This window comes from Paeniglutamicibacter sp. ZC-3, from assembly GCF_025847175.2.
Taxonomy (GTDB): Bacteria; Actinomycetota; Actinomycetes; order Actinomycetales; family Micrococcaceae; genus Paeniglutamicibacter; species Paeniglutamicibacter sulfureus.
Genome location: NZ_JAOYTG010000001.1, coordinates 1 through 26216, shown reverse-complemented (window position 1 = coordinate 26216; position 26216 = coordinate 1). Strand labels below are relative to the sequence as shown.

At 65.3% G+C, this 26216-nt stretch carries 26 protein-coding genes and 1 pseudogene; 11 read left to right on the top strand and 16 right to left on the bottom strand.

What is annotated here, in order from left to right:
* Positions 1–27: 27 nt before the first annotated feature.
* On the bottom strand, positions 28–1326 hold the full coding sequence (locus tag OIU93_RS00135; RefSeq protein ID WP_264268034.1) for a sodium:proton antiporter: 1299 nt from the start codon (positions 1324–1326) through the stop codon (positions 28–30).
* 552 nt (positions 1327–1878) lie between these two features.
* Between OIU93_RS00135 and OIU93_RS00130 the strand changes: the two genes are divergently transcribed.
* Genes OIU93_RS00130 through OIU93_RS00120 form a run of 3 tightly spaced genes read left to right on the top strand, consistent with a single transcriptional unit; the run spans position 1879 to position 5511 of the window.
* On the top strand, positions 1879–2442 hold the full coding sequence (locus OIU93_RS00130) for a 2Fe-2S iron-sulfur cluster-binding protein (protein ID WP_264268033.1): 564 nt from the start codon (positions 1879–1881) through the stop codon (positions 2440–2442).
* Positions 2439–3434, top strand: a complete 996-nt coding sequence (locus tag OIU93_RS00125; protein ID WP_264268032.1) for a xanthine dehydrogenase family protein subunit M — start codon at positions 2439–2441, stop codon at positions 3432–3434. Before OIU93_RS00130 ends, OIU93_RS00125 begins: the two co-directional genes overlap by 4 nt.
* Positions 3427–5511 (top strand): xanthine dehydrogenase family protein molybdopterin-binding subunit, encoded by a 2085-nt coding sequence (locus OIU93_RS00120; protein WP_264268031.1) that lies wholly within the window; start codon positions 3427–3429, stop codon positions 5509–5511. Before OIU93_RS00125 ends, OIU93_RS00120 begins: the two co-directional genes overlap by 8 nt.
* A 103-nt stretch (positions 5512–5614) precedes the next feature.
* On the opposite strand, the gene OIU93_RS00115 is transcribed toward OIU93_RS00120, so the two are convergent.
* The 5 genes from OIU93_RS00115 to OIU93_RS00095 all read right to left on the bottom strand — a co-directional run bounded on the left by OIU93_RS00115 (position 5615) and on the right by OIU93_RS00095 (position 9936).
* Complete coding sequence (locus OIU93_RS00115; protein ID WP_264268030.1) at positions 5615–6544, bottom strand: NAD(P)H-hydrate dehydratase; 930 nt, start codon at positions 6542–6544, stop codon at positions 5615–5617.
* Positions 6528–7277 carry a histidine phosphatase family protein gene (locus OIU93_RS00110; RefSeq protein ID WP_372342835.1) on the bottom strand — a complete coding sequence of 250 codons (750 nt, stop codon included), beginning with the start codon at positions 7275–7277 and terminating at the stop codon, positions 6528–6530. The genes OIU93_RS00115 and OIU93_RS00110 overlap by 17 nt, the downstream gene beginning before the upstream one ends.
* Before the next feature lie 360 nt (positions 7278–7637).
* Complete coding sequence (locus tag OIU93_RS00105) at positions 7638–8051, bottom strand: GNAT family N-acetyltransferase (RefSeq protein WP_264268028.1); 414 nt, start codon at positions 8049–8051, stop codon at positions 7638–7640.
* 407 nt (positions 8052–8458) lie between these two features.
* Positions 8459–9421 (bottom strand): alpha/beta fold hydrolase, encoded by a 963-nt coding sequence (locus tag OIU93_RS00100; RefSeq protein WP_264268027.1) that lies wholly within the window; start codon positions 9419–9421, stop codon positions 8459–8461.
* Positions 9422–9615: 194 nt separating this feature from the next.
* Positions 9616–9936, bottom strand: a complete 321-nt coding sequence (locus OIU93_RS00095) for a MerR family transcriptional regulator (RefSeq protein WP_264268026.1) — start codon at positions 9934–9936, stop codon at positions 9616–9618.
* A gap of 150 nt (positions 9937–10086) precedes the next feature.
* Between OIU93_RS00095 and OIU93_RS00090 the strand changes: the two genes are divergently transcribed.
* Both OIU93_RS00090 and OIU93_RS00085 read left to right on the top strand, forming a co-directional pair.
* The gene (locus OIU93_RS00090) at positions 10087–10509 is read left to right on the top strand and encodes an Hsp20/alpha crystallin family protein (protein ID WP_264268025.1); all 423 of its coding nucleotides are present in this window, start codon (positions 10087–10089) and stop codon (positions 10507–10509) included.
* Positions 10510–10846: 337 nt separating this feature from the next.
* On the top strand, positions 10847–11218 hold the full coding sequence (locus OIU93_RS00085) for a hypothetical protein (protein WP_264268024.1): 372 nt from the start codon (positions 10847–10849) through the stop codon (positions 11216–11218).
* 84 nt (positions 11219–11302) lie between these two features.
* Here the strand turns inward: OIU93_RS00085 and OIU93_RS00080 are convergent, their stop codons facing one another.
* A complete protein-coding gene (locus tag OIU93_RS00080) occupies positions 11303–11671 on the bottom strand; it encodes a hypothetical protein (RefSeq protein WP_264268023.1) in 369 nt (122 codons plus the stop codon).
* 14 nt (positions 11672–11685) lie between these two features.
* Entirely contained in the window at positions 11686–12171 is a 486-nt protein-coding gene (locus OIU93_RS00075) for a DUF4383 domain-containing protein (RefSeq protein ID WP_264268587.1), read from the bottom strand.
* Positions 12172–12408: 237 nt separating this feature from the next.
* Here OIU93_RS00075 and OIU93_RS00070 point away from each other — a divergent pair, with 237 nt between their 5' ends.
* From OIU93_RS00070 to OIU93_RS00050, 5 genes and pseudogenes are all read left to right on the top strand, one after another.
* Positions 12409–13872, top strand: coding sequence for a YdiU family protein (locus tag OIU93_RS00070; protein WP_264268022.1), 1464 nt, complete (start codon positions 12409–12411; stop codon positions 13870–13872).
* A 105-nt stretch (positions 13873–13977) separates the two neighbouring features.
* Positions 13978–14535 (top strand): DUF488 family protein, encoded by a 558-nt coding sequence (locus OIU93_RS00065; protein ID WP_264268021.1) that lies wholly within the window; start codon positions 13978–13980, stop codon positions 14533–14535.
* Between the two features lie 2 nt (positions 14536–14537).
* Complete coding sequence (locus tag OIU93_RS00060) at positions 14538–14822, top strand: MGMT family protein (RefSeq protein ID WP_264268020.1); 285 nt, start codon at positions 14538–14540, stop codon at positions 14820–14822.
* Positions 14823–14997: 175 nt separating this feature from the next.
* A complete protein-coding gene (locus OIU93_RS00055) occupies positions 14998–16023 on the top strand; it encodes a DUF808 domain-containing protein (RefSeq protein WP_264268019.1) in 1026 nt (341 codons plus the stop codon).
* 149 nt (positions 16024–16172) lie between these two features.
* Positions 16173–16247, top strand: a pseudogene (locus OIU93_RS00050) (ACP phosphodiesterase); the annotation flags it as partial.
* Positions 16248–16773: 526 nt separating this feature from the next.
* Here the strand turns inward: OIU93_RS00050 and OIU93_RS00045 are convergent.
* The 8 genes from OIU93_RS00045 to OIU93_RS00010 all read right to left on the bottom strand — a co-directional run bounded on the left by OIU93_RS00045 (position 16774) and on the right by OIU93_RS00010 (position 25383).
* A complete protein-coding gene (locus OIU93_RS00045; RefSeq protein WP_264268586.1) occupies positions 16774–17607 on the bottom strand; it encodes a dioxygenase in 834 nt (277 codons plus the stop codon).
* Positions 17608–17742: 135 nt separating this feature from the next.
* Positions 17743–18822 carry a maleylacetate reductase gene (locus OIU93_RS00040; RefSeq protein ID WP_264268018.1) on the bottom strand — a complete coding sequence of 360 codons (1080 nt, stop codon included), beginning with the start codon at positions 18820–18822 and terminating at the stop codon, positions 17743–17745.
* Positions 18819–20621, bottom strand: coding sequence for an FAD-dependent monooxygenase (locus tag OIU93_RS00035; RefSeq protein WP_264268017.1), 1803 nt, complete (start codon positions 20619–20621; stop codon positions 18819–18821). Before OIU93_RS00035 ends, OIU93_RS00040 begins: the two co-directional genes overlap by 4 nt.
* Positions 20622–20756: 135 nt before the next feature.
* The gene (locus tag OIU93_RS00030; RefSeq protein WP_264268016.1) at positions 20757–21713 is read right to left on the bottom strand and encodes an AraC family transcriptional regulator; all 957 of its coding nucleotides are present in this window, start codon (positions 21711–21713) and stop codon (positions 20757–20759) included.
* A gap of 70 nt (positions 21714–21783) precedes the next feature.
* Entirely contained in the window at positions 21784–22860 is a 1077-nt protein-coding gene (locus OIU93_RS00025; protein WP_264268015.1) for an MBL fold metallo-hydrolase, read from the bottom strand.
* 21 nt (positions 22861–22881) lie between these two features.
* On the bottom strand, positions 22882–23715 hold the full coding sequence (locus tag OIU93_RS00020) for an ABC transporter ATP-binding protein (protein ID WP_264268014.1): 834 nt from the start codon (positions 23713–23715) through the stop codon (positions 22882–22884).
* A 1-nt stretch (position 23716) separates the two neighbouring features.
* The gene (locus OIU93_RS00015; RefSeq protein ID WP_264268013.1) at positions 23717–24529 is read right to left on the bottom strand and encodes an ABC transporter permease; all 813 of its coding nucleotides are present in this window, start codon (positions 24527–24529) and stop codon (positions 23717–23719) included.
* The gene (locus OIU93_RS00010) at positions 24526–25383 is read right to left on the bottom strand and encodes an ABC transporter permease (protein ID WP_264268012.1); all 858 of its coding nucleotides are present in this window, start codon (positions 25381–25383) and stop codon (positions 24526–24528) included. The genes OIU93_RS00015 and OIU93_RS00010 overlap by 4 nt, the downstream gene beginning before the upstream one ends.
* 213 nt (positions 25384–25596) lie before the next feature.
* Between OIU93_RS00010 and OIU93_RS00005 the strand changes: the two genes are divergently transcribed.
* A partial coding sequence (locus OIU93_RS00005) for a transposase (RefSeq protein WP_264268011.1) occupies positions 25597–26216 on the top strand: 620 nt, incomplete at its 3' end.

Below are 26216 nucleotides of genomic sequence, written 5' to 3'. Positions count from 1 at the left end.
CTGATTCACCCCGACGATTGGCTGCTGCTAGACGGTCGGGGCCTGTCCTTGGTCCCCGAACTGCTGCTGGGCACGCCGTTCGCGGAGTCGGTCCAGCGAGGTCATGACCGGTCCGGCGGAAACCCCGTGCAGGACAATGGACAGTGTCACAACCAAACCGACGATAGCCCACAGCCTCTCGGCCTGGCCCTCGAAGTTCCCTTCCCCCAGCGCGTAGCCCAAGTAGTACAACGAACCGATGCCACGAACGCCGAAAAACGAAAGCGCGATGCGGTCCCTCGGACCGGTCCTGCCTCCGGCAAGACCAATCCAGCCCGCCACCGGCCGGATAAGAAGAAGAAAAGCGAGGGCCACCAGCACTTCCGCCCACCCGATGCCGTGCAACAGCCCCCGCGCGATGGCACCACCGAGCAGGACCAGGATGGGGACAGTCATCAGTCGTTCCAACTGCTCGACGTAGCTATGCAACACCCGGTGGTAGCCGTGGGTGTGCTCGGCGGCCCGGATGGTGACCGCGCAGATGAAGACGGCGACGAAGCCATAACCTTCGATCATCTCGGTCACGCCATAGGCCAGGAACGTTGCCGCCAAGGCCACGAACCCCTCGGAATGCTCAGCCAGACGGATACTGCCATGCCTTGCCGTAAAGAAAATCCGCCCCAGCAGCTTTCCGGTTCCGAGGCCCGCCAGGATTCCGATGCCGATCCGCCACAGCACATCCACGGCGAACCACTGCGGAAACCATTCCGCCGGGGAGGCCCCGGCCATGCTGAGCGCAATTGCCAGATACACGAAAGGGAAGGCCAGTCCGTCATTCATTCCGGCCTCGGACGTGAGCCCGAAACGGACTTCGTCCTCCTGATCGGCTTCTGAATCTTCATCCGCTGGTTCCCCGACCTGGACCTCTGACGCCAGTACCGGGTCCGTGGGCGCAAGAGCGGCGGCGACCAGCACGGCAGCCGCCAGCCCGAGTCCCAGTACCCACAACCCCAGCAGTGCCAAGCCCGCGATGCACAACGGCATCGCCACACCCAGCATCCGCCAGGTGGTGGACCACCGCCGCCAGCCCACGGGACGGTCAAGGGCCAGGCCGGCACCCATCAGCGAGACAATGACGCAGATTTCGGTCAAGTGGGTGGTGAATTCCCCGTACTTGACCGGATCGGGGTCCGGCAGGGTTCCGATCGCGGTAAAGGCCAGTAGCCCGGCCCCCAGGAAGACCATCGGCATGGATACCGGGACTTTTCTCAGTATCCGCGGCAGCACAGCGGCGGCGAAGACGGCGACCCCCGCCGCGGCGAAGACAATGCTGGGAGGTTCGAACACCGGCGGCTCCTTGCTTGGTCACGCACTTCCTGGACTGAAAGAGCAATGCATCATCTACTTCCCGCCCGGGTGGCGGGGATCTGACAAGGTTCCCTCCGGCGAATCGCGGAACGGGCATCGGAGCCATCCCTTTTTCGCTGCTGTCCTTTCGGAGTATACGTACCGGGGCCTGTCACACAAGGGCGGGGTGCGTCTTCGACAGCGGACACTGTCCGGGCACCAATTCCGTGGACGTGAAGGTGGTTGCCGGAATGTTCCAGACATCGTCCCTTCGGATTCGACCGGACCCCCCCATGGAGGATCGGCGGGCAGGTTTCGTCGCGTTGCCCATGAACACCCACCGGCGAGCGCAGCGACCCTGGAACCCGGGAAACAAGGAGCTTTCCGCGGCGCACTCCGCACTGCCAGCGCCGGGTCGGGGCCAACCGGGCCCATGCACAAAGGGGTTGTCCGCCCCGGAGCGCTGGGATAGGTTCGGGACAAGCACGTTTGGCATTCGGCGCGAGTCCGAATGGCCGAAAAATCCGCTCGGACCAACGGAGTTGCTCATCCATGGACGTTCAGATCACCCTGACAGTAGACGGTGCCGAGCGGTCATTGACCGTTGACACCCGCACGACCCTCTTGGACGCCCTCCGGGACAGATTGGCGGTCACGTCTCCCAAGAAGGGCTGCGACCACGGCCAGTGCGGCTCCTGCACGGTGCTGCTCGAGGGACGGCGCGTGACCTCCTGCCTGGTGCTCGCCGTGGCCCAGGACGGCGCGGACGTGACCACGGCCCAGGGGCTGGGCGAGGGAGAGCAGCTGCATCCCATGCAAGAGGCATTCCTGGACAGGGACGGTTTCCAGTGCGGGTTCTGCACCCCCGGCCAGGTGTGTTCCGCCGTGGGAATGCTGAGGGAAGCAGCCCAGGGCCACCCAAGCCACGTCACCGCAGATGCCGGCGCCCCGGTGGAACTCACCGATGAAGAGATCCGTGAACGCATGAGCGGGAACCTTTGCCGTTGCGGCGCCTACGTGAACATCGTTGCTGCCATCAGGGACGTGGCGGCGAAGGAAGCGGCGTCCACAACCGGTGTCGCAGCCCCGGCACCGAAGGGAAGTACAGGATCATGAAGCCGTTCGAGTACCGGCGTGCCGAGGACCCGGCCGATGCGGTGGCCGCGGTGGCCGGAGAACCCGGCGCCATGTTCCTGGCAGGCGGCACCAACCTCGTGGACCACCTGAAGCTCGGAATTGCCAACCCGGACCTGCTGGTCGATATCAGCAGGCTTCCGCTGGACGTCGTGGAAGAGCTGCCCGATGGCCGCGTACGGATCGGCGCGACGGTGCGCAACAGCGACCTTGCCGCCCATCCACTCATTCGGGAACGCTACCGGGTGCTTTCCCAGGCACTGCTGGCCGGGGCCTCCGGCCAACTGCGCAACATGGCCACCACCGGAGGGAACCTGCTCCAGCGCACCCGATGCCTCTACTTCCAGGACGTCAGCACCCCGTGCAACAAGCGCGAGCCCGGTACCGGCTGCTCGGCCATTGGGGGCTACACCCGCAACCACGCCATCCTCGGCGCCTCGGAAGCCTGCGTGGCCGTCCACCCCTCGGACATGGCGGTCGCGATGGCGGCACTGGATGCCGAAGTCGTGGTCCGGGGACCAAGCGGGGAACGCAACATTCCGCTGGCGCAGTTCCACCGGCTTCCCGGCGACGAACCGGAACGCGACACCGTCCTGGAACATGGGGAGCTGGTCACCGCGGTGCTGCTGCCGCCGGCCACGCAGAGCCACTCGGCATACCGGAAGGTGCGGGACCGCGCCTCATACGCCTTCGCCCTGGTGTCCGTGGCTGCAGTGATTTCCATGAACGGGGACGGAACCATCCGCGAGGTCCGCATGGCGCTGGGGGGAGTGGCACACAAGCCCTGGCGGGCAGAACGCGCCGAGGAGATCCTGCGCGGGGCGCAGGCCTCGGAGGAGAATTTTCGCCGGGCAGCCGAGGCCGAACTTGAATCGGCCTCGGCGCTCGGGGACAACGCCTTCAAGATACCCATGGCCCGCAACACCATGGTGGCCGTGCTGCGTGAGGTCACCGGAGGGACGAGCAATGTCTGAATTGATCGATTCCAAGGCCATCGGCACCGACCTGCGTCGCCTTGACGGCCTTGCCAAGGTGCGCGGCACCGCGCCCTACGCCTTTGACCAAGAGGTGGAGAACCCTGCCTACCTCTACCCGGTTCAGGCGACCATCGCGCGGGGCAAGGTCAGCCGGATCGACACGGGTGATGCCGAGGCACTTGACGGCGTGATCGCCGTCATCACCCATCTTAACGCCCCGAAGCTGGCCCAGACCGATGATGCCGAATACACCGTGCTGCAGGGCCCCGAGGTGGGTTTCCGCGGCCAATTCGTGGGCGCGGTGATTGCCGAGAGCTTCGAAACCGCGCGTCACGCGGCCGGGTTGGTGACCGTCGAATACGAGGCGGACGAGCACGACGCCCTGCTGACCTCCGACCATCCGGGCCTCTATGCACCCGAAGAGGTCAACGGGGGGTTTGACACCGATACCGCCGAAGGCGACGTCGAGGCAGCGCTCGCCGATGCCGCCGTCGTTATTGACCACGTCTACACGACCCCGGCCGAGCACAACAATCCCATGGAGCCGCACGCCACCGTGGCGGTGTGGGAGGGCGATGCGCTGACGCTGTACGACTCGACCCAGGGTGTGCATCCGGTGCGGAAGACCATTGCGCCGATCTTCGGATTGGAACCCGAAAACGTCCGTGTCATTGCACCCCATGTGGGCGGCGGCTTCGGATCCAAGGGACTGCCGCACGCACACGTGATTCTGGCAGCCTTGGCCGCCCAATGCAGCAATGGCCGGCCGGTGAAGTTCGCCCTGACCCGCCAGCAGATGTTTTCCCTCGCGGGCTACCGGACCCCCACCATCCAGCATGTGCGCCTGGGCGCCACCGAGGACGGCCGCCTCACCGCGGTCTGCCAGGACGTGGTGGAGCCGACGTCCCGGATCAAGGAGTTCGCCGAGCAAACGGGCGTGCCGGCACGGATGATGTACGCGTCGCCGAACCGCAAGACCACCCACCGCCTGGCCAAGTTGGATATCCCCGTCCCGTCGTGGATGCGCGGGCCAGGGGAATGTCCTGGCATGTTCGGTCCGGAAGTTGCCATGGATGAATTGGCCGAGGCCTGCGGGCTGGACCCCATCGAGCTGCGGGTCCGCAACGAACCGCAGATCGATCCGGATTCCGGGAAGCCGTTCTCCAGCCGCCATCTGCTGGAGTGCCTGGCCAAGGGGGCCGAGCGCTTCGGTTGGGACCGGCGCAATGCCCGGCCGGGCAGCCGGGAAGAAGACGGTTGGCTCGTGGGGTTGGGCGTGGCCAGTTCGACCTACCCGTTCTCCCGCGTTCCCGAGAACACCGCGCGGATTCGCTTCAATGCCGACGGCAACTATGCGGTGCAAATCGGTGCTGCGGATCTGGGCACCGGGACCTGGACCACGTTGACCCAGATCGCGGCTGACGCACTGGAATGCCCGGTGGAGCGAATACAACTTGAAATCGGCGACACCTCCCTGCCCGTTGCCTCGGTGGCCGGCGGGTCCTCGGGCACCGCGAGCTGGGGAGGAGCGATCATCGCCGCAGCCGCGGCCTTCCGCAACCAGCATGGCGACCATCCGGAGGCCGGGGCGCAGGCGCAGGCCCAGGGCATGAAGGACCCGGACACCGAGCGCTACGCGATGCACTCCTTTGGCGCACAATTCGCCGAAACCCGCGTGCACGCGGACACCGGGGAGGTGCGGGTCTCCAGGATGCTCGGGGTGTTCTCCGCCGGCCGGATCATCAACCCCCGCACGGCGCGCTCCCAGTTCATTGGCGGCATGACCATGGGAATCGGCATGGCGCTGCACGAGGACGGCGTCATGGATGCCCGGTTCGGGAAAGTGATGAACCACGACCTGGCCGAGTACCACATACCCGCCAATGCCGACATTGAGGACGTGGATGCCATCTGGCTCGAGGAAACCGACCACCGTGCCGGTCCACTCGGGGCGCGGGGGATTGGTGAAATCGGCATTGTGGGTGCGGCGGCGGCCATAGCCAACGCCACCTACAACGCCACCGGAATCCGGATTCGCGAGTTGCCGCTGACCCCGGACAAGTTCCTTTCCTGACCGGTGGGCCCGGTGGTGAACGGGCTGAATGCCCGGCATCTTCGGGAACCGGGTGCGGCAGGACGAGGCGAGCCGGGGGGGCTCGTCCGCATCGGGGGCGGTGTCAGGTGTTTAGTTCCAGCATCAGCGCGGGGAGTTCATCGGCCAGTTCGCGCGCCAGGAATCCAAGAGGCCCGAGTTTGCTGGCCAAGCGGTCGGCTGCGGCCGCGTGAAGGTGGGTTCCCCAGCAGGCGGCTTGGGGACCGCTGGTTCCGCGTGCCCGGACGCCGGCGATGGCACCCGCCAAAACGTCTCCGCTTCCTGATGTCCCCAGCCCCCCGTATCCCGTCGTGATCCTCCACAGTTCGGCGTTCCCGGACCCGTCTCCGGGGGACCCTGCGATCACGCCTTGACAGCTCACCACCGCGTCGAAACGGCGGGCTATGGACATCACATCGGATTCCAGGTCCTTCAGACCCCGGCCCAACAGGATTTCCGCCTCATGCATATTGGGGGTCAGGATGAGCCGGCCCCGCCACGGCTCCAGTCTCTCTTCGAGTTTGGGCAGCCCGGCCAACGCGTAGGCGTCGACGACCAAGGCGGGCCGGTGTGCGCCTTCCGACATATCGGCCGAATCTTCCCGCTCGAGCAGCCTGCGCAACAACTCCTCGGCCAGGTCCAGATCGTCCAAACCGGGACCGACCAGGATGGTGTCGGCCCGATCCAGGGCCGAGGAAATCCGGTCCAGCCCTTCTCCAGTGACGGACCCGTTGGCGTTTTCCGGCAAGCCCATGGCCCCGCATTCCGGCAGCGCGACTCCCACCTGCACTGCCACGGACTCGGCGACTGCCAGCGTGAGCTTTCCGGCACCTGCACGAAGTGCGGCGGTTCCGGCAAGCACCGCGGCCCCGGGCGTCGTACGTCCACCGCCGATGACCAGGACCGTGCCGCGGGAGTACTTGTCTTCCCCTGGTGCCGGCAGCGGCCAGTCGCGCAGCAGCGACGGTGTCACGGGCGTGGGATCCCCGCCTTTGCGATCAATGCGGGTGGACATTGGTGTCTCCTGCGTGCTCGGTAACCGTCACGCCCTGCTCGATGAGATGGTCGGCTACGTTGAAGCTCTCCAATGTCCACGGCCCCGAGCCGGAGGGACGCACGTAGCGTGTGATCGAGGCATTGAGGATGGACGTACTTGCGGCAAGGTCCAGAAGCTCTTCCTCCGACATGCCCTCCAGGATGTATCGGAATAGCATGATCACCGCGTCATGGCATACCAGCATCACCCTTCGTCCGCTTCCGAGCCTGTTCAGCTCCTCCAGGACGGATCTCAGCCGGAGCGCCACATCGGCCCACGACTCCCCGCTTGGAGGCCGGTAGTACAGCTTGCCCAACCAGAGCCGCCGCTCGGCTTCCTCCGGGAAACGCCTGTCCACGCCCAGCCTCGTCAGCCGGTCCAGGATGCCCAGCTCGCGGTCCCGCAGCCGTTCATCGGTGCGCACCGCCAGCGGCCAATTGGCTGTCTGCACAGCGATTTCCGCTGTTTGCTTGGCTCGTGTGTAGGGCGAGGACACCACCGTATCGGGCCGGACATCATCATCGACCCGGGCCAGGGCGGCTCCCAACGCCGTGGCCTGTTCCTGCCCGGTGCCGGACAAATACACGTCGGCATCCCGCGCGGGGACCTCGATGACCTCCGCGCCGGCCAGGCGCGCGGCGGTGGCAGCAACGTTGCCTTCGCTCTCTCCGTGCCGGATCAAGAGCAACTCCACCGCTCCCGCTTCCTGCACAGCGTCAGTCAGCCCACCTTCATTCAAGGAAACCACCCCTCATTCTGCGGTCTTTGCGATTGCTGGAAGACTACCAACTCAGCACTTACGGGAGAAGCGAAACGTACGCGACCTGGCACCAAGATGGAGGTCTTTGTCCCGTAAATCCACGGCGGCTCGCTGCGCGCCGCGGCGGGCATTGCGCAGCGCGTCGGCGCGGACCGATTTGGATCCTCGGGCTTGGCCTTCGACGGGATACATGTGGGGATCGAACCCACCCCCCTCGACGTTGTGCCGCTTTCTCGTGCAGGTATCGTGCGTGCTTCGCCTGCGCAGACAGAAACGGCACACGCCGAGGGGGAGGGAAAAGCGATCCGCTGTTTAGGAGGCGAGGGCTGCAGCTTGCGCAGCCGATGATTTTCGCCAAGGGCTCCCGGTGAAGCGGATGTACTTCAATACCGCCCGATCGGGCTCGTCCTGCTCGCCATTGATCGCACCGTCGACCCGTTCGTGCCACTCCTCCGGCACCAACGCGGGATTGACCGGGTTCTGGCACATGAACACCCGAAAGGCGGGACAGAATGGAACCACCTCGATACGGCTGCGCCTGGCATCCTCCAGGATGAAACCCATCGCCCTATTTGCCCGAGCAGCGCTCTTGAACTTGCGCCGCATTTCGGTGAAGAGCACCCACATCTGCTTCTCATGCATTTCGTACTGCACAAATCCAATACGACTTCCGGCCTCAAAAAATTCGTACCTCTGAGCCTCGGTATTGTTCTGGATCACAAACACACCACTACACCTCCATTGCCATCCCGGGCCCCAAGGCGAACGTTTCATCGCCTTGGTCCAGGTAAGGCGTTGTAAATGAAAATGAACAGGACAGTCATCTGCAAGTGTGGCGCCGGAGCGCTTATCCATATTTTTACCGTGACCAGACCTTATGGGTTTTGAATTTTCGCTGTCCGCCGAAAACCCGACACGCACTGACCAGTACCTTTGCAACCATCAGTTGATGCCCTATTGGTGAAGTTCACCTGACAAGCCAATCCGCGGGCTGGAAGTCTCTGTCCCTTCGTCCGGGGGAGGGGTAGGGCGCCTGTGGGGCCGCCAGACATCGGGCAATGGCGACACTCATGGGACGGTTCTGGACGTTCAGGCGCACGAGACCTTGGGCCGCACTGGAAACAACTGGAAACTCACATTGCGGCACCCAATTTCCGCCGTGTATCTCCTGGCCGGGAGCTACCGTGCGAAGCCGGCGCGCGACACAGCGCTGCAACCTCGGCTGCGGAACGGTACATCATGACGTGGCTCTCGTCGTCGATCTGCGCCATCGAGCCCTGCGGCGCCAGGTGCGCGAGGGCGGAGGTCCATGCTGCCGGGACGATTGGATCCTTCATCCCGCGGATGACCACCACGGGCACCTGCACATTGGCGATTCCGTTTTCGATGTGATTCGAAAGCATCGCTGGAACTGTCCTGAAGTACCAGGGCGGGCGGCAACGGAAAATGTAGTCGCTCAGTACGACGGCGTTGATTCGCCATGGCTCTCGGAGGGTGTCCTGCCCCAGCCGGAGGGCCTGGAGCCAGAATCCGCGCTCGGGTGGGTAATTGGTGGGCCCCAGCAGCACGAGGCGGGGAGCCGCTGCCGCGCGCATGTTCGCCATCTCCACTGCTATCTGGCACCCCATGGAGTGCCCGACCAGGATGGGCCGATCTGCCCCCAATTCGTCAAGGGCGTCCCACACGGCGCGTGCGTAATCCGGCACGCTCAAGGTTCGACGTGGTTTCGGCGTGCTTCCGTGGCCTGGCAATTCGATGTTGTGGACCGTGGCGGTGCGTGCCAATTCCTTGGCGAGTGGGCGAAAATAGCGCGACGAGACGCCGATGCCGTGAATCAGGACATAGGTGTCCGGGCCGGTTCCCTCGCTATGCACGTGCACCTGGGTGCCGGGCCGTCCCGCCACATGGAACCTCGGACCACGGCCGCGGTCAGTCCCTCGGGATGCCCCCGAGTCGGTCCGTCGGTGCAACAAGATTCCGCCGACGACCAAGCCAAGACCCACGCCCAGGAGGACACCGGGAACGATGTCGGGCCCAATGAATGTCTTGGACGCAGTTTCCCGGTTGCCGGCGTTCGTTGCAGCAATTGTGGACATGCCAGCCCCTCGTTTCTTGCCCATGACCGGTCCTCTTCGGGAAAACAGTAGCCGTGCCTGCTCCTGTAGTCCATGCTCTGTGCTGGGGTTGGGCCGCGATGTTGGGGGGGAGGGGTCAGCCCGTGTCCCATGGCATCGATGCCTGGATAACGGCCGTTGGCCTTTTGGATGAGTGGTGGTGGGTGAGGCTGGCCCTAGGGTTGTGCTGCAGGTTCCGCGTCGTCGGGACCGTCGCTGTACCGTGAGAGTTCCTGACGCAAGGCCGTGTTTTCCGCCTCGAGGGCCAGTGCCAAACGGATGCCGGAGAGGTTGAGGCCGAGGGCAAGGAGTTCGGCAATCCTTCGCAGGATCACTATGTCGTTGTCGCTATAGCGGCGGGTTCCTCCTTCGGTGCGTCCCGGCTCCAACAGTCCCGCCCGTTCGTACAGTCGCAGGTTTTGCTGCCCCATCCCCACCAGCTCGGCCGCGACCGAGATGGCATAGACCCCGCGCGCCCCTGGATCCCCGATGACCATGGTCGATCCCCTTCCAGACTTAATTCCAAGAAATCCTCTTGCACCAGACTGTCACGCATGCTATAAAAAATCTATCTCCACCGATATAGGTTTTGGTGGAGATCCACCATCCAAAACGGCATCAAATGACACCACAAAGGAGAGAAAGCCATGTTGATGCGAACAGATCCTTTCCGTGAAATCGACCGGCTCGCCCAGCAGGTTTTGGGGACTTCAGCCCGACCGACCACCATGACCATGGACGCTTGGCGTGACGGAGATACCTTCGAGGTTCAGTTTGACTTGCCCGGGGTCAGCCCGGACTCGATCAACCTGGACGTGGAACGCAATGTGGTGACCATCAGGGCCGAACGCCCGGATGTGGACGAGAACGTGGAGATGCTTGCCGCCGAGCGGCCTCGGGGCGTGTTCAGCCGCCAGCTGGTCCTGGGAGAAAACCTGGATACGGAGAACATCCAAGCCAGTTACGACTCCGGCGTGCTGAGCTTGCGCATCCCGGTGGCCGAGCAGGCCAAGCCGCGCAAGATTGCCATCACCAGCAAGGACGGGGAGCGTCAGGCCATTAGAAGCTAGACCGCGATACCCAAGGTTCCACGTTCCGCAGTTGGAAGGCACGCCGACGGCCTGCCGTGCCTGGGCATAGGCGGTTGCCATGGGACACGTTACGGCGCAGCAAGGGCCACGGTTGTCCGTTGGAATTGCCTTCCGCTCCTTGGTCCCCGGCCCCCGGCCGGGGACCAACTCACATTCAAACACAGCCCAAAGGGGAGGACATCTTCGAGGGGAACCGAAGCGTTCCCGTCGAACACGATGTCCCTTCCGTTCCGCGGGCCGCCTGGCTCGCGCGGGCGCAGGGCCAGTCAGTCACCATCGGTCCCGTTGTCGGACCGCCGCCAGGAGGTGTTTTTAGATGAGCGCATGGCGTCGCTACGATTCGCCGTTACTGCCGGCCTTCCATGAACGGTTCGAGAAACGTTGGGGCGAGGGCACCGCCCCTTTCTTGGACCCGGAAGTCCATGAACAGCCCATGCCGCGGGCCCAGTGGATCAACATTGACACGGGTGCCGCGCTGGCGGTCGTCCCCGTATGGACAGACGACGAGCATCGCAGGTCTTTCGCCATGTTTTACCTGCCACCGGCCGGCGACATTTGGCTGCTGCGCCCGGGTATCCCTGATTACATCGAATCGGAGAACCTGCGAAGTATTAGCTTGCGCAACGACGCCTTCAAGAAGGCAGTCGACCACGCCAAGGCCTTCATCGAGGGATCCGGAAACCTCTGACGTCGATCCGGGGAGCACCCGGCACCGCGCCGAGACCCGGTGTGCCATCCGGGTCTCGGCGTTCGGGGAGAGCTATGCGCCTGATCACGGGGCAGCGCTGCGGCTGGCCATGAGACCAATGTAGACGCCGCGGCGGACCGGACGGATGCGCTCCAAGGGTGTCGGATTCCGATGAACCGAGGCAGGATCCGGGGCAAGGCGTGCTTCGGGCACCTGGGCGGTGTCGTCCATCGCCCCCGAGGCCAAGGCCTCCATGGCCTCGACCAATGTCCTGTGCACCCCGGCGAAGCTTCCTGTCCGGGTCGTGGCCTCGAAGCGGTGGTCGTCGCAGAGGCGGACTGCACCCAGCTCCCTTCCGCTGCGGACAACGCGGACGGAATACTGGAAACGCCCGGTTGGGATTGCCTCGAGTCCGTCGATGCGCAGTGGCTCGAGTTCTTCGTGTCTGCTCATTGTGGCACCTCCATTCACAGGTTCTTGTGGGGATCTCCGTGTCCGGGCCTGCGGGTGCCCGCATCCGCGGTGCGGGTCAGCAACAGGGCGAGGGCAACCATGCCCAGACCCAAGACCAGATGCAGCCAGTTGTCCGCATCGTTCACCGGCACGAAATTGGCCTCGGTGTCGTGGTCGATGAGCAGCCCGTAGATCCACAACACGAGATAAACCACCCCGCCCCACAGCAAGTAGTTCTTGGCCGTGCCGGGGGTTCGGGCCATTGCAATGCCTCCGATGCCGAAGAGCAGGTGAACGACGTTGTGCAGGATGGAAACCTGGAACACGCCCATCAGCATTGCGTCGGAGTCGTGGCCGGCGAAGGAAAGCTGGTCGTAGTTGGAGGTGATCCCCGGAACAAATCCCAGGATCCCGACGAGTAGAAAGACTGCGCCGACGGCCAATGCCGCCTTCTGGACATTGGTGCGCTCTGTGCCTGTACGTGCAGTGTGGCTGGTCATGGTGTGGCCCTTTCCGAGGATCGTGGCTGCAGCGACCTGCTGCGTTCTCACATGTTGCATCATCGGACCCGATGAGGGAACTCTTTTGCAATGCGGTTCCGCGAATTGGGTTCACCAACCTGGCACCGGCACCCGTGCATGGGCGAACCGACGGCCATGTGAAAGATCGGTGCCGTGGGCGTTGCCTGGTGACGTCGTCCCCCACCGACAGCACCACCTCGACGGTATCCTTGGAAGATGAGCGTCGAAGCACAAGCCGCCGTCACCTTTGACGGCCAATTTGCCCGTGAACTTCCCGAACTAGCCATTCCCTGGCAGGCGGAGCAGGCCCCGGATCCGCAGCTGCTGGTGCTCAACGAGCCGCTGGCCGCCCAGCTTGGCTTCGACCCCGAGTCCCTGCGCAACGCAGGGGGCCTGGGGCTGCTGATCGGCAACGCGCTACCCCAAGGTGCCACTCCGGTTGCGCAGGGATATGCCGGCCACCAGTTCGGCTCCTACTCGCCGCGTCTGGGCGATGGCCGGGCGCTGCTGCTCGGCGAGATTCTTGATGCCGACGGCCGACTTCGGGACATCCACCTCAAGGGTTCCGGACGTACCCCGTTTGCCCGCGGCGGTGACGGGCTTGCCGCAGTCGGTCCGATGCTGCGCGAATACGTGATCAGCGAGGCGATGCACGCCTTGGGCATTCCCACCACACGCTCCCTGGCCGTGGTGGCGACAGGACAGCAGGTGCGCCGCGAAACCATGCTTCCCGGGGCCGTGCTGACCCGGGTGGCAAGCAGCCATCTGAGGGTCGGCATCTTCCAGTATGCCCGGGCCATGGACAATCAGGACCTGCTGCGTCGTCTCGCAGACCATGCCATCGCGCGCCACCATCCCGGAGCGGCCCAGGCACAGAACCCGTACCTCGCGCTCTTCGAAGCCGTGGTCGAGGCCCAGGCATCGTTGCTGGCCCGGTGGATGCTGGTGGGTTTCATCCACGGCGTCATGAATACGGACAACATGACCATCTCGGGGGAGAGCATCGACTTCGGGCCGTGCGCCTTCATGGACGTATTCAATCCGGCCACGGTCTACAGCTCGATCGACGAAGGCGGCCGCTATGCCTACGCCAACCAGCCCATCGTGGCGCAGTGGAACCTCGCCCGTCTCGCGGAGTCCCTCCTGCCCCTCTTCCACGAGGACCAGGAACAGGCCGTTGCCTTGGCACAGGAATCGCTCGGCGCCTTCCACGGCAAGTACAGCGCCGAGTGGTTGGCCGGCATGAAAACCAAGCTCGGCCTGGCCCACAACCTCGACGATGAAGCAGCCACCTCACTCACCGGGGAACTCTTCGACCTCCTGCAGGAGGACCGCGTCGACTACACGTCCTTCTTCCGGAGCCTGGGCACGGCCGCGCGCGGGGATGCCGAACCCGCGCGTTCCATGTTCTCGAACCCGGCCGCATTCGCTGCCTGGGCGCAGCGCTGGCGGGCACTGGATCCGGATGCGGAGCTGATGGACCGGACCAACCCCGTCTACATCCCACGGAACCACCTCGTCGAGGAGGCGCTCGCTGCCGCCGTCGAGGGTGACCTGGAGCCGTTCTCGAAGCTCCTGGCTGCGGTCGCCGCACCCTTCGAGGAGCGTCCGGGCTTCGAGCGGTTCGCCGCCGCGGCCCCGGAAGACTTCGGCCCCTACCGGACCTTCTGCGGAACCTGAGCCGTTGCCGCAGTGCCATGCCAGACTGAATAGGAACGTTGGTACAGGGCGGAAGGATGCCCACACGGTACGGAATCCACAGGCCCACGTGAGGGAGGTTCGACGATGGAGAATCGGGCAGCCGGCCACGGCAAGCCGCGCGTCTTCACGATTGGCCATTCCACACGCGGCTTTGACGAGGTGCTGGAGATGTTGCGAACCAACGGGGTGAGCGAATTGGTGGACGTCCGTTCCTTTCCGGCGTCACGGAAGTTTCCGCAGTGGAACCAGGACGCGATCAAGGAAGCGTTGCCCGAGGATATCGGGTACCGATGGATCCGGAATCTGGGCGGTCGCAGGCACACACCGGCCGGCGTGGCCAGTCCGAACACGGGGTGGAGGGTCAAGGCCTTCCGTGACTACGCCGATTACATGGCGAGTGCCGAGTTTGGGTCCGGGCTCGCCGAGCTGTTGGATCTCGCGGACGAATCCGTGCCGGCCATTATGTGCAGCGAGGCGGTGCCGTGGCGCTGCCACCGGAGGTTGGTCACCGACGGGCTCCTTGTCGCCGGGGTGGAGGTCTCCGACATCATGTCACCCTCCTTGACCCGGCCGGCGAGCATGACAGCGTTCGCCAAGGTGCACGGCGGGAAAATCACCTATCCCGCATCCGGGGAAGGTTGAGCATGGACGTGGGCGAGGAGGTCAGGGCAGTGGTGGTGTCGATCCCTGCCGGTTGCGTCGCGACCTATGGCGAGATCGGGAGGGCGGTGGGAATCGGCCCCCGCCAGGCGGGTCGCGCGGTGTCGGCCCTGGATGACGACGTACCGTGGTGGCGGATCGTCTATGCCGACGGCACGCCGGCGACATGCCACGGCGGAAAATCCCGGGCGTTGCTTGAGGCCGAAGGCGTTCCGTTCCTCAACGGCCACGTGGACATGGCCAGGATCCGCCGTACCGGCAACCGCTAACGGCCTCCGTGCGCTGGGGGAAAGTCCGGCCGGATCAGCCTTTCCCGTACCGCCGACTCCCGTTTCCCTCGTCGCCGGTTTGTTCGCCAACATATACTCGGAGCATGCCAATGATGCGCCTTGACAGAGGCTCCCATGCTCAGCCGTCCGCCCTCGAGCAACAGCGGGGCGCCCTGTGAGCGGCGGTCTCGTCGCCCTGCTGGACGATGTTGCGGCCCTGGCCCGCATCGCGGCCGCCTCGGTGGACGACGTCGCCGCCGGAGCCGCGAAGGCGGGGGCCAAGGCCGCCGGCGTGGTCATCGACGACGCCGCCGTCACCCCGCAGTACGTCTCCGGGGCCGACCCGTCCCGCGAACTGCCGATGATCAAGAAGATCTTTTGGGGCTCGTTGCGCAACAAGCTGTTGATCATCCTGCCGGCGCTGCTGCTGGTCAGCGCGTTCCTTCCGGGGGCCATTCCGTTCATCCTCATGCTGGGCGGCACCTATCTCTGCTACGAGGGTGCCGAGAAGGTCTGGCACAAGCTCCGCGGCCACCACGAGGCCGAGAAGTCCCCGGCGGTCGAACGCGGTCCGGCGGCGGAGGCCAAGGTCATCAAGGGCGCCATCACCACCGACTTCATCCTGTCCTGCGAAATCATGGTCATCTCCATGAACGAGGTGGCCACCGAGTCCCTGCTGTCGCGGGCCATCATCCTTGTCGTCGTGGCCCTCGCGATCACGGTGCTCGTGTACGGCGCCGTCGGACTCATTGTGAAGATGGACGACATCGGCCTGCACCTGGCCACCAAGGACTCCGCAGGGACAAAGCGCTTCGGCGAGATGCTGGTCAAGGGCATGCCCGCCGTGCTGGCAGCGATCACCTTTGTCGGGACGATCGCCATGCTCTGGGTCGGCGGCCACATCATGTTGCAGGGGGCCCACGATCTGGGGTGGCACGCTCCCTATGACTTGGTCCATGCCCTCGAGACACCTTTCGCCGGGATCCCCGTAGTGGGCGGCTTCCTGGCCTGGCTCGTGAACACGCTGTGCTCGGCCATCCTCGGAATCATCTGGGGCAGTGTCGTCATGGCCATCCTCCACCCGCTGCTCAAGGTGCTGCCGTTCGGCAAGAAGACGGGCGGGCACCACGAGGAGGGCGACGTCCGTGCAGCAATCGCCGGGTTCCGGCCGGGGAAAGACAACGTCGATCCCGCGCCGTAGCCGGTAACAGCTGCTGCCGGGGGAGCGGCACCGCGCGTTGCCTTAACGGCGCATCACGGTGCCTCTCTTTCGGTGACTCAGGGGTTCTTTGACGAGCTGCAAGGGCCTGCCTCCTGCTGGCTGCCATGATCCGGATCCCAGCTCTGGGGCCCGGCGCACTGAAGAACGCCACCGACTGGGGCTCCCGGCCCTGGGGAGCCAACTCCTTTGCCCGCAAGCCCAGCGCGCGGCGTTCGTGGAGCGCGTCCTAGACACCAATGCCGAAGGCCACATCGGCGATGCGGATCCTGTCGAAGCACCGTAGCGATAAATTCCATCGAAAAGTGCCGGGATCGGGCTTCTGGCCTGTCCCGGTACATGAACGACGCCGCACGCGAACCAATGCCCGGTGCCTGTCAGAACCTGAATTTTTGCCCTGCCCCCCCGAACCTGTGAGCCCAGAGCCAGCTGGCGGCGCAAACGACTGTGCACGTCATTGGATACATGATGAGGCCGTATCGGACGTGCCTGAACAATCCAATGGTTCTTTCTGGCATTGCCGAGGGTTTGCCCACTGTCTGACCTGATTCGGTAGGCCCGCGCCTACTGTTGCCGGGGGTTTGAAAATTCTTGGGGGAATTCCACATCAACGACCCAGAATGTGGCCGCAAGGTGTGAAACGACAACGGGTGCAGGACCCATTGCCGTCCGTTGCCATCCCGCGGCACCCGTGGCGTGGCTACGGGTGCCGCGGAATTGGGATTGGAGAGGCTAGGCGTCGGCCGGGGCCAGTACGATATCGAAGCGGGTGCGGGCCCAACCTACGGAGTCGAGGTCGCGTCCGTCGGGGGTCGGGGTGCCGGGTGCCTGAGGTTCGAACCGCTTGATGAGCGAGTCCTTGACGCCGAAGACGGAGTCGCCGATCGCCAGCTGCGGATCGCCCTCGACAAAGATGTGCGTGACCAGGGTCCTCAGGCTCGGGGCAGTGACCATGAAGTGCAGGTGCGAGGCCCTCACCGGTGAGCGGCCCACGGAGGCGAGCAGTTGGCCCACGGGGCCGTCGTGCGGGATCGGGTACGGGGTCGGGGTCAGGCCCCAGAAAGCGTACTTCCCCTCAGCGTCGGAGTAGAGGTAGGCACGTCCGGCGACGCGCGCATCGGTGTATTGGACGTCGTAGAACCCGTCCTCGTCGGCTTCCCAGACCTCGATCCTCGCGTTCGGCACGGGGTGGCCAGCGAGGTCGGTGACGGTGCCCTCGATCCAGCAGGGCTGGCCCGTGGCGCCGCCGGCAATGTCACCGCCGATCGGGATCCGGGGTGCGTCCTCGACGAAGAACGGGCCGAACACGGTAGCTTCGGTCGCGTTGCCCTGGGCTTCGTTGTTCACCGCTATGGTTTGCATCGAGGCACCGAACACGTCCGAGAGCAGGACGAATTCCTGGCGCTTGTCGTCGGTGATGTGCCCGGCGGCGGTAAGGAACCCGATTCCAGCCTCCCACTCCTTTTCGGTCAGCCTCACGTCGCGGATGAAAGCGTGTAGGTGGCGGGTCAGGGATTGCATGACCTGCTTGAGCCGGGGGTCCGTGCAACCGTCAAAGGACGCCATCACCCGTTCGGTGAGTTCCTCTTCGACGTGGCGCTGCTGGTCGGTGATCGGGGCGTGGTCACTGATCTGTGTGATGCCGCCATTGTGGCTCTGGCGAGCCGTTGTTTCGCTCATGTCGATCTCCTTGGGAATCGGTCAGGAAAGGTCGGAAAGGGACTTGGGGTTTTCGCCGTTCAGTGCCGCGGTGAGCAGGGCTGTCAGGTTCGCGGCGGTCACCTTGCGGGGGTTGTTCGCCGGGATGGAAGGCAGGGCCACCGCCACGGCCTCGGCGATGTTCGCGGCGGTGAAACCATAGTCTTTCAGCGCCTTCGGTGCGTCCAAGGTCTCGCGCAGCCGCGCCAGCCCGTCGGTGGCGGTGTCGGCACCGAATGCCGCCGCGATGCGTGCCTCGGCATCGGGGGCCTCGGTGGCGTTGAAGGCCAGGACGTAGGGCAGTACGGTGGCGTGGGTCTGTGCGTGGGGGAGGTTGAAGGTTCCGCCGAGCACGTGGCAGATCTTGTGGTGCATGCCGGATCCTGCGGAGGCGAACGCGACCGCGGAGAGGTAGGCCCCGTAGAGGGCTTGTTCCCGGCCGGGGAGACCACTCGGGTCGTTCTTGATTTTGGGCAGGCCCTGCGCCAGGGCGCGGATGCCCTCGGCGGCCAGTGCCGCGTTGATCGGGTCGGCACGCGGGCCCCAGAGCGAGTCGATGCAGTGGGCCATTCCATTCAATCCGGAGGCCACGGACATGTCCACCGGAAGGGAAAGCGTGAGTTCGGCGTCGTAAATGACCGCGGTCGGCAGCACTCGGTCGTCGACCCCGGTGGTTTTCCGCGCGGCTTCGGTCAGGCCCCAGACGTTGGTGGCTTCCGATCCGGCATAGGTGGTGGGGACCGCAACGACCGGGATCCCGGTGGTCAGGGCGACCGCCTTGGCCAGACCGGTGGTGGATCCGCCGCCGACGCAGACGACCAGGTCGATGCCTGCATCGCCGGCGGCCGTGCGGGCGGCCTGCGCCGTTTCGATCGGCACGTGCATCACCACGTCGGTGTGCCAGAGCGCGACGTCGATTCCGGCGGCGACCGATCGCGCCATCTTCAGCTCGAAGTCGGAGGCGATCACCATGATGTTGGTGGCCCCGAGACGGGCCACCTCAGCGGCCAGGTGTTCGGCGGCCTTGCCAGAACCGAAGAGGACGCGCTGGCCCAGGGTGGTGTGTTCGAACGTCAGGCTCATGATGCGTCTCCGTTGCCCAGGATGGTTGAAATGGCTCCGCGCAGTGCGGCTTCGGGATCCGCCGGGAGGCCTTGGGATCGCCAGCCTACGTGCTTGTCGGGGCGGACCAGGACTGCGCCGTCCTCGGCTACGCCGCGCAGGCGCTCCCAGTCGAAGTATAGGTCGGTGACCTGTTGCCCGGGACCGATGACGACCGCGTTGACCGTGACGCCGAGCTGGTCAGAGACCTTCTGGGCCGCGGTGTCCCAGTCCTCGCCGGTGATGCCGGTGAAGAGCGTGAACTGCCCGTACGGGGCAAGGTCGTGGGTCGAGAGTTTCTGCTTCCAGTCGCCGACCCACGCATGGGGCAGGCGGACGCCCGGGTGGGTGGAGGGCTCGTAGTAGAGTTCGGCGTCCCGTGTCGGCGCGGGCCGTTGCGTGCCGTCGGGGGCGATGGCTGCCGAATGGTAGTACTGGCCCATTTCCACGCCGTGTGCGTTGAACTCGTAGTTCTTGATTTCCATCGCTTCGCGGATCGCGGTGCGCTTGGCTGCACCCTCCGGCGTGTTGTCCTTCCGGGATTCGATGGCCGCGTGCATCTGGGCCTCGTTCTCCGCCTCGGTGAGCCCGAGGGCCTCGAAGAGTTTCACGAATTCGCGTCCGGACTGGTTGGCGCGGGTGACAATCTGCTGGGCGACCGGCGCCCGTTCGGCGGTGTAGGTGTCGAGCAGGGAATCGGGGGCCTGGCCGTTGAGCACCGCGGCGAGCTTCCACGCCAGGTTGTAGGAGTCCTGGATGGAGGTGTTGGAGCCCAGCCCGTTGCTTGGCGGGTGCTTGTGGACGGCGTCCCCGGCACAGAAGACCCGGCCGGATTGAAGTGTGGTGGCGTACTGCTCGTTGTTGCCCCAGAGCGAGATGCCGGTGATCTCGGCGTCCAGGTCCGGGACCCCGATCAGGTTGCGGACCACCTGTAGGGCGTCCTCCTCGGTGACCTCGGGGGTGCCTTGGGAGATGTCGAAGCCCCAGACGATCAGCCATTCGTTCCACGGACGGATCATGCGGACCAGGCCGGCGCCGATCCCGCCGATGTTGGAGCCGGGCTGGACCACCCAGTACAGAACCGAGGGCCGGTGGCCCACCAGCTTGGCGAGGTCGGCCTTGAAGGTGATGTTCATCGAACCTGCGATGTCCATCTGCCCTTCCAGGGGCAGATCAATGTCGGCGGCGACCTTCGAACGCGCGCCGTCGGCGCCGATGAGGTACTTGGCGCGGATGGTGTATTCGTGGCCGGTGAGCCGGTTGAGCACGCGGACCGATACGCCGTCCTGGTCTTGGACGTGGGAGAGGTACTCGGTGGAGAACTGGGCTTGCGTGCCGCGCATGGTCGCGTTCTTGACCAGGATCGGTTCCAGGTAGGTCTGCGGGATGTCGCAGTTCAACGACGGGGAGGCGAGCTCGTAGTCCGCGTGGCGTGCCGGGTGGTTGCCCCAGGTGAGGATGCGTCCGATCTCATCCCCGGCGATCGAGGTGCAAAAGACGGTGTCGCCGATCATCTCGTGCGGGGTGGCCTCGGCCAGGACCTGGTCCTCGATGCCCAGGTCGCGGAAGATCTCCATGGTGCGCTGGTTGGTGATGTGCGCCCGGGGCGTGTTGGCCGTCCAGCGGTACTTGGTGATCATGATGTTCGGGACGCCCAGCGAGGACAGGAAGAGAGCCGCAGACGAGCCGGCGGGCCCGGATCCGACGATCAGGACGTCAGTCTCGACGACTGAGGTCTCAGGGGTTTGCGTCTCGGCTACGCCGTCATGGAAGACAACCATGGGAACTCCTTGGATTCGGCCGGCGATCGTGCCGGCGGGGGGTTGTCTCAAGCATGGCCGTGATTTGCCTCTCACGGTGAAGTGGCGGCGATCACGGCGGAAAAACGCAAAAATGTGATTGGCCGCAACCGGCCGCTATCGGCCCGCGAGGAGCTCGCGCCGGTGCCGCAACGGGGGCGTGCCGAAGAAGTCCCGGTAGTTGCGGGAGAACTGCGCCTGCGAGGCGAATCCGCACCGGGTGGCGAGGTCGGACATGGGAATGTGGGCCAACGCCTCGGTGGCGAGCAGCCGCTGCGCCCCCTGAAGGCGCGCGGCGAGGATCGCTTGGGGAACGCTTTGCCCGGAGGCGGCGAAGACGCGGGAGAGCTGGCGCTCGGACAGGCCGATCCCTGTGGCGATGCCGGAAGCGGACAGCTCCTGCCGGCGGTAGTGGTCGGCGATGAAGGCCTCGGCCGCCTCGAGGTGTCCGGCGGCCGGTCCGTCCGTCAACAGTTCGGCGACCAGCCCGATGAGGTTTTCCTCGAGGCTCTCCCAGGCAGCGGGGCGACCTGACAGGGCGTTCGCGGCGGCCGCCGCGAGCCGGGCACCCGGAGACCCGGCCGTGCCCCCGAAGTCGAACAGGCGCGGGCCGGCCAGGTGGGCGAAACCGGTTCGGCCGGCCAGGACACCGCGGGGCACCTTGAGCGCCAATTCCGTCAGCCCGTCGGCGAAGTCGCGTTCGAAGGGTTGGTCGGCGTCGATCAGGATGCCATGACCGGGGGTCACGGTCTCGGTGCCGTCGCGGTGGACAAAGCGGCCGGTCCCGCGGAGCGCGAGGTAGGCGACGAGGCCACCGGCGGGGTGGGCGGCGACCTGCGCCTCGTCGCGGAGTACCCGGTGCGCCGTGCCGGTGACCCGGGCCAGGCCCAGGCGCGGCAGGGAAAGGTTCAGCTCCGTGGCACGCAGGGATGCCGCACCCTTGGTCGCTGCCGTGAGGCCGACCAGGGCGCGGGCGTTGTGGCGTTCCCACTGCGGGATGCGCCGCTCGCTCGGCAGGCCGTCCGTTGAAAAACGGCTAAAACCCGCCGGGAGCGTGGCGCTGGAATGTGACATGTGTCTCCAGTGTAGGTCTGTGCCCAAGCCCGGCACCAGCGGCGGTGCAGGGCTTGGACACACACCGTGGCTATTCGCTCCCGGATGGGGCGCCGAGTCCGAAGACCATCAGGTCTTCGCCGACCACGAGGGTTCCGGAGAATCCGATTTGGGCCTTCTCCCACTTCTCGACGGGCGTATTGCCCGGGACCAGGTGGGTGAGCACGAGGGTGTCGACGCCTGCCTTTTCGGCTTGTGGGCCGACCTCCTCGATGGCGGTGTGCGCGGCGAGCATGTGCTGCATCAGGTTGGGGTCGGGCATGGGGGAGTCCGGGCCCATGAGCCCGTCGACCCAGTCCATGTCGATGCACTCGTGCAGGAGGATGTCGGCACCCTGGGAGATGTTCACCAGGTTTTCGCATACCCCGGTGTCCCCGGAGACCACGATGGCCCCGTCGGGGGTCTCGAAGCGGAACGCGAAGGCCGGGAAGATCGGCCGGTGGTCCACCAGGATCGCGGTGACCCGGATGTTCTCATCGCGGTACACCTCGAAGGGTTCCATGGCGGGGGTCGGGTCGCCGTTCGGGTCCAGGCCGGTGCCGGGCGGCAACTCGATGTCGCGGAACTCAAAGATCTCTCGAAGGTCCTGCTTCGCGTTGTCGCGCATCCTGTCGTTGATGTCCATGGCGTATGCCTCAAGGAGGCGCTGGGTGGACTCGACGAGTCCCGGGGTGGGAGAGCCGGGGTGAAAGACCTCGGGCAGGTGCTCGCGCTTCTCCTCGGCGAAGATCGGGGGCAGGGTGCCGCGGTCGCCGGGCCCCACGACCTGGATGGGTTGTTTGAGCCCGTTGGAGCCATTGTGCCAGGCCAGCAGCAACAGGTTGGGATAGTCGATCATGTGATCGGAGTGGTGGTGCGTGATGAAGACGCCCCGCAGGTTGTCCAGGCCCTTCTGGAAGCCGGTGGGCCCCAGACCCGACTTGCGGAATTGCGGGCCCCAGCCCTCGCCGCAGTCGATGAGGTAGTGGTCCTCGCCCACCGAGACGACGGTGGAGATGCCGGCGCGGTCCGAGCCGTCCCACCAGGGTGGGCCGCCGGCTGTGCCCAACAGGGTGACGCGGGTGCGGTGCCGGGCGGCTTGCTCGGCGCTCAAGGGGAGGTGTGCCATGGGGGATTTTCCTTCCTGGCGCTAGGAGATGGAGGCGTGGGACTGGGCGGACTGGATGAGCTCGAAGACCTCGGCGCGCAGCCGCGCGTACTCTGGCAACAACTTGGTGTCGCGCTGGTCTCGAGGCCTCGGGAGGTCCACGACGATGTTGCGGTTGACCGTGGTCGGTGCGCCGGAAAGCACGATCACGCGGTCCCCGAGGTAGACGGCCTCGTCGATGTCATGGGTGACGAAGACGACCGTGGTGTCAAAGTCCCGGCGAACGCGCAAAACGAGGTCCTCCAACTCGATGCGGGTCTGGGCGTCGACCGCAGCGAACGGCTCGTCCATGAGCAATACGTCGGGCTGGTAGGCCAGCCCGCGGGCGATGGCGGCACGCTGCTGCATGCCTCCTGACATCTGCCAGGGGTACAACGCGCCCTTGCCGGCCAGGCCCACAGCCCGCAGGACCTCCTCGATGCGTGCCGGTCGCTCGGCCTTGGGCAGCTTGTTCTTCAGCGGAAGCTCGATGTTGGCCGCCACGCTCAACCATGGCAACAGCGAGCGAGAGTAGTCCTGGAAAACGACGGCCAGCTTGGCCGGCGGCTCGGTGACGGTCTCGCCCTCGAAAATGGTCCTGCCGTCGGTGGGATCGAGCAGGCCGGCCATGCACTTGAGCAACGTGGTCTTTCCGGAGCCCGAAGGCCCGACGATGCAAACGAATTCACCCTTGCGGATGCACAGGTCCACGCCGTCGAGGATCCGGGTGGATCCGTAGCTCTTGCGCAGCTGTTCCAGTTCCATGAGGACTTCGCCGAAGGGCGAGTCGTTGGCGGGGGCTGTTGCATCCCCGGTGGTGTTCGGTGAGATGGTCATGTCATGCGTCCTTTCCGGAGGCTGCCCGCATTCCGGAGTGCCAGCGCAGGACGCGGGCCTCGATGCGGAGAAAAATGAGGTTGGCGAGATATCCGAGGATGCCCAGAAGCAGCGTCCCCGCCCAGGTCTGGGCGACGGCGAACGTCTGCTGGGAGTTGAGCAGGTAGTAGCCGATGCCGTTGACGGAGGCGACCATCTCGGAGACGACGATCAGGATGATCGAGATCTGCAGGGTGGTGCGCAGGCCTGCGAAGATCTGTGGTCCCGCGTTGGGCAATACGACGTAGCGGACACGCTGGGGGGTGGTCAGGCGGTAGGAGCGGGACATGTCCCGGACCTGGGAGTCCAGTGAGCGCACACCGTCAATCGTGTTCAGCAGGGTCGGCCAGATGGCGCCGAAGGCGATAATGGCGATGTTCATGGGTGCGCCGATGCCGAACACGAGGATTCCGATCGGCAACAGCACAGGAGGTGGAAGGGAACGCAGGAACTGCACGATCGGTTCGACGGCGGCCGCCAGGGTGCCCGACATCCCGATCAGCAGCCCGAAGACGATCCCGCCGGCGGCGGCGATCAGGAATCCGGCCAGGAACTTGCCCAGGCTAGGGAGCAGGTGCTCGGTCAGCCCGGCTCCCAGCCAGTCGGTCCGCAGTGTTTCAAGGATCGTGGACAGTGACGGGAAGTAGAGCGAGGTGCTGCCGGCGGAGGCGACCCACCACAGCACGACCAGCGCGACGGGCAGCCAGGAGCGCAGGAGAAAGAGCCGCAGGGAATTGCGGCGTGCGGTCTCACGGGTGTTGGCGGTGGTGCTCATCGGGATGACTCCTCGCGGATGGACGGGTGCCAGAACAAAAGAGGCTTTTCGGCCGCCCGGAAGGCAGCATTGAGGCCAAGGCCCAAAAGCCCGGCGGCGAGGATCAGCGCGTACATCTCGGTGAGTGCCCCGGCCGATTGGGCGACGACGATGCCCTGGCCGAGTCCGGCGGCGCCCCCGATCATCTCGGTGACGACGGCGACGATGATCGCAATCGCGGCGGAAATGCGCAGGCCGGTCAGCGCGAACGGAAGGATCGAGGGTGCGACGAGCCGGGAAGTGGTCAGCCACCAGCCCAACCGGTAGCTGCGGGCCATGTCGGTGGCCACGCCGTTAACTTCTTTCACGCCGTAGACCAGCTGCGTGAGCAAGGGCCAGATGGCACCCAGGATGATCAGGAACAGCTTCATCCCGGGCGAGGGGCCCCACAGAAGCAGCCCCAGGGGGATCAGGGCGACCGGCGGGATGGGCTTAAGGAACTCCACCAGGAACCAGGTCGACTCCGCGAAGGGCTTCACCAACCCGATCAACAGGGCTAGCGGCGTGGCAATCGCAATGATGAGCACAAGGCCGAGCAGCGCCACGGACAACGTGTCCCAGAGATAGGCCCAGAATGCGGGCAGCACTAGTTGCGCGGCGAACTCCGTGAGAACCGCGGATGCCGGGGGGATGGCCTCCGTCGGCAAGACGCCGGTGCGGGAGAGTACCTCCCAGAGCACGAACGCGACGACAACCGTGCCGGCACCCAAGGCAAATCGCCCCAAGGGCGTGGCGGCGGGTCGCTTGCGGATGTGTGCGCGGGTACGCCGGGCGGTTGGCCCTGCGACCGGGGCGGTGGTCATGGTGGTGGTCATTGCCAGACGGCTCCTTCGACGTCGACGGGCCCGGGCAGGAAGCCCAGCCCCTGCATGAGTGTTGCGGTGTGCTCCATGGCGGGGACGCTAAGCCTTGATCCACCGATGAGATTTGGGACCTGCCCGGCGTTTTAACCACGAAATGCCCGTCATATCAGGGAAAATTGAACTTGCGACAGTAACAACATTCCTGAAATGAAGGGCATCTCGTAGATGCAAGTTTCCCACAATCCCTCCGCCGTGTCAGTTTCCTTCGACGAATCGAACCTCGTGTCCGCCGCCGGGTTGCTGCCGGCCATGGTCCTGGCCCGGGACTCGGGCCTGCATGAACTGGCCGGCCAGTGGCTCAGCGTGCCCACCGACAAAGGTGCCAACGCCGGGCTAAAGGTTGCTTCTCTCGTGGCCGGGATGGTGGCCGGTGCCGACTCCATTGACGATATGGCCCTGTTGCGGCACGGGGCCATGAAGAAGGTCTTCAATGCCTGCTACGCCCCCTCCACCCTGGGGTCCTTCCTGCGATCCTTCACCTTCGGGCACGTGCGCCAGCTCGATGCCGTGGCCTCCCGGTTCCTGGTGGGCTTGAACCGCAAGGCCCCGCTGCTGGGAAACCCCGGGGAGAACGAGTTCATCTTCCTTGACGTCGATGACACCATCATCGAGGTCCACGGCTACCAGAAGCAGGGCTCGGGCTACGGATATTCCGGGGTGCGCGGTCTCAACGCCTTGCTGGCCACAGCATCCACGAAGGACGCGGTGCCGTTCATTGCCGCCCAACGCCTGCGCAAGGGCGCAGCCAACTCCGCCCGCGGAGCCAAGAAGTTCGTCACCGAGGC

Bases quoted from the DNA above. Each gene is read 5' to 3' on its own strand.
- OIU93_RS00100 (WP_264268027.1), bottom strand. From the start codon at position 9,421: ATGTCCACAATTGCTGCAACGAACGCCGGCAACCGGGAAACTGCGTCC.
- OIU93_RS00125 (WP_264268032.1), top strand. From the start codon at position 2,439: ATGAAGCCGTTCGAGTACCGGCGTGCCGAGGACCCGGCCGATGCGGTG.
- OIU93_RS00130 (WP_264268033.1), top strand. From the start codon at position 1,879: ATGGACGTTCAGATCACCCTGACAGTAGACGGTGCCGAGCGGTCATTG.
- OIU93_RS00035 (WP_264268017.1), bottom strand. From the start codon at position 20,621: ATGGTTGTCTTCCATGACGGCGTAGCCGAGACGCAAACCCCTGAGACC.
- OIU93_RS00060 (WP_264268020.1), top strand. From the start codon at position 14,538: ATGGACGTGGGCGAGGAGGTCAGGGCAGTGGTGGTGTCGATCCCTGCC.
- OIU93_RS00095 (WP_264268026.1), bottom strand. From the start codon at position 9,936: ATGGTCATCGGGGATCCAGGGGCGCGCGGGGTCTATGCCATCTCGGTC.
- OIU93_RS00115 (WP_264268030.1), bottom strand. From the start codon at position 6,544: ATGTCCACCCGCATTGATCGCAAAGGCGGGGATCCCACGCCCGTGACA.
- OIU93_RS00090 (WP_264268025.1), top strand. From the start codon at position 10,087: ATGTTGATGCGAACAGATCCTTTCCGTGAAATCGACCGGCTCGCCCAG.
- OIU93_RS00025 (WP_264268015.1), bottom strand. From the start codon at position 22,860: ATGGCACACCTCCCCTTGAGCGCCGAGCAAGCCGCCCGGCACCGCACC.
- OIU93_RS00080 (WP_264268023.1), bottom strand. From the start codon at position 11,671: ATGAGCAGACACGAAGAACTCGAGCCACTGCGCATCGACGGACTCGAG.
- OIU93_RS00040 (WP_264268018.1), bottom strand. From the start codon at position 18,822: ATGAGCCTGACGTTCGAACACACCACCCTGGGCCAGCGCGTCCTCTTC.
- OIU93_RS00120 (WP_264268031.1), top strand. From the start codon at position 3,427: ATGTCTGAATTGATCGATTCCAAGGCCATCGGCACCGACCTGCGTCGC.
- OIU93_RS00010 (WP_264268012.1), bottom strand. From the start codon at position 25,383: ATGACCACCACCATGACCACCGCCCCGGTCGCAGGGCCAACCGCCCGG.
- OIU93_RS00065 (WP_264268021.1), top strand. From the start codon at position 13,978: ATGGAGAATCGGGCAGCCGGCCACGGCAAGCCGCGCGTCTTCACGATT.
- OIU93_RS00085 (WP_264268024.1), top strand. From the start codon at position 10,847: ATGAGCGCATGGCGTCGCTACGATTCGCCGTTACTGCCGGCCTTCCAT.
- OIU93_RS00020 (WP_264268014.1), bottom strand. From the start codon at position 23,715: ATGACCATCTCACCGAACACCACCGGGGATGCAACAGCCCCCGCCAAC.
- OIU93_RS00045 (WP_264268586.1), bottom strand. From the start codon at position 17,607: ATGGCGTCCTTTGACGGTTGCACGGACCCCCGGCTCAAGCAGGTCATG.
- OIU93_RS00075 (WP_264268587.1), bottom strand. From the start codon at position 12,171: ATGACCAGCCACACTGCACGTACAGGCACAGAGCGCACCAATGTCCAG.
- OIU93_RS00015 (WP_264268013.1), bottom strand. From the start codon at position 24,529: ATGAGCACCACCGCCAACACCCGTGAGACCGCACGCCGCAATTCCCTG.
- OIU93_RS00070 (WP_264268022.1), top strand. From the start codon at position 12,409: ATGAGCGTCGAAGCACAAGCCGCCGTCACCTTTGACGGCCAATTTGCC.
- OIU93_RS00030 (WP_264268016.1), bottom strand. From the start codon at position 21,713: ATGTCACATTCCAGCGCCACGCTCCCGGCGGGTTTTAGCCGTTTTTCA.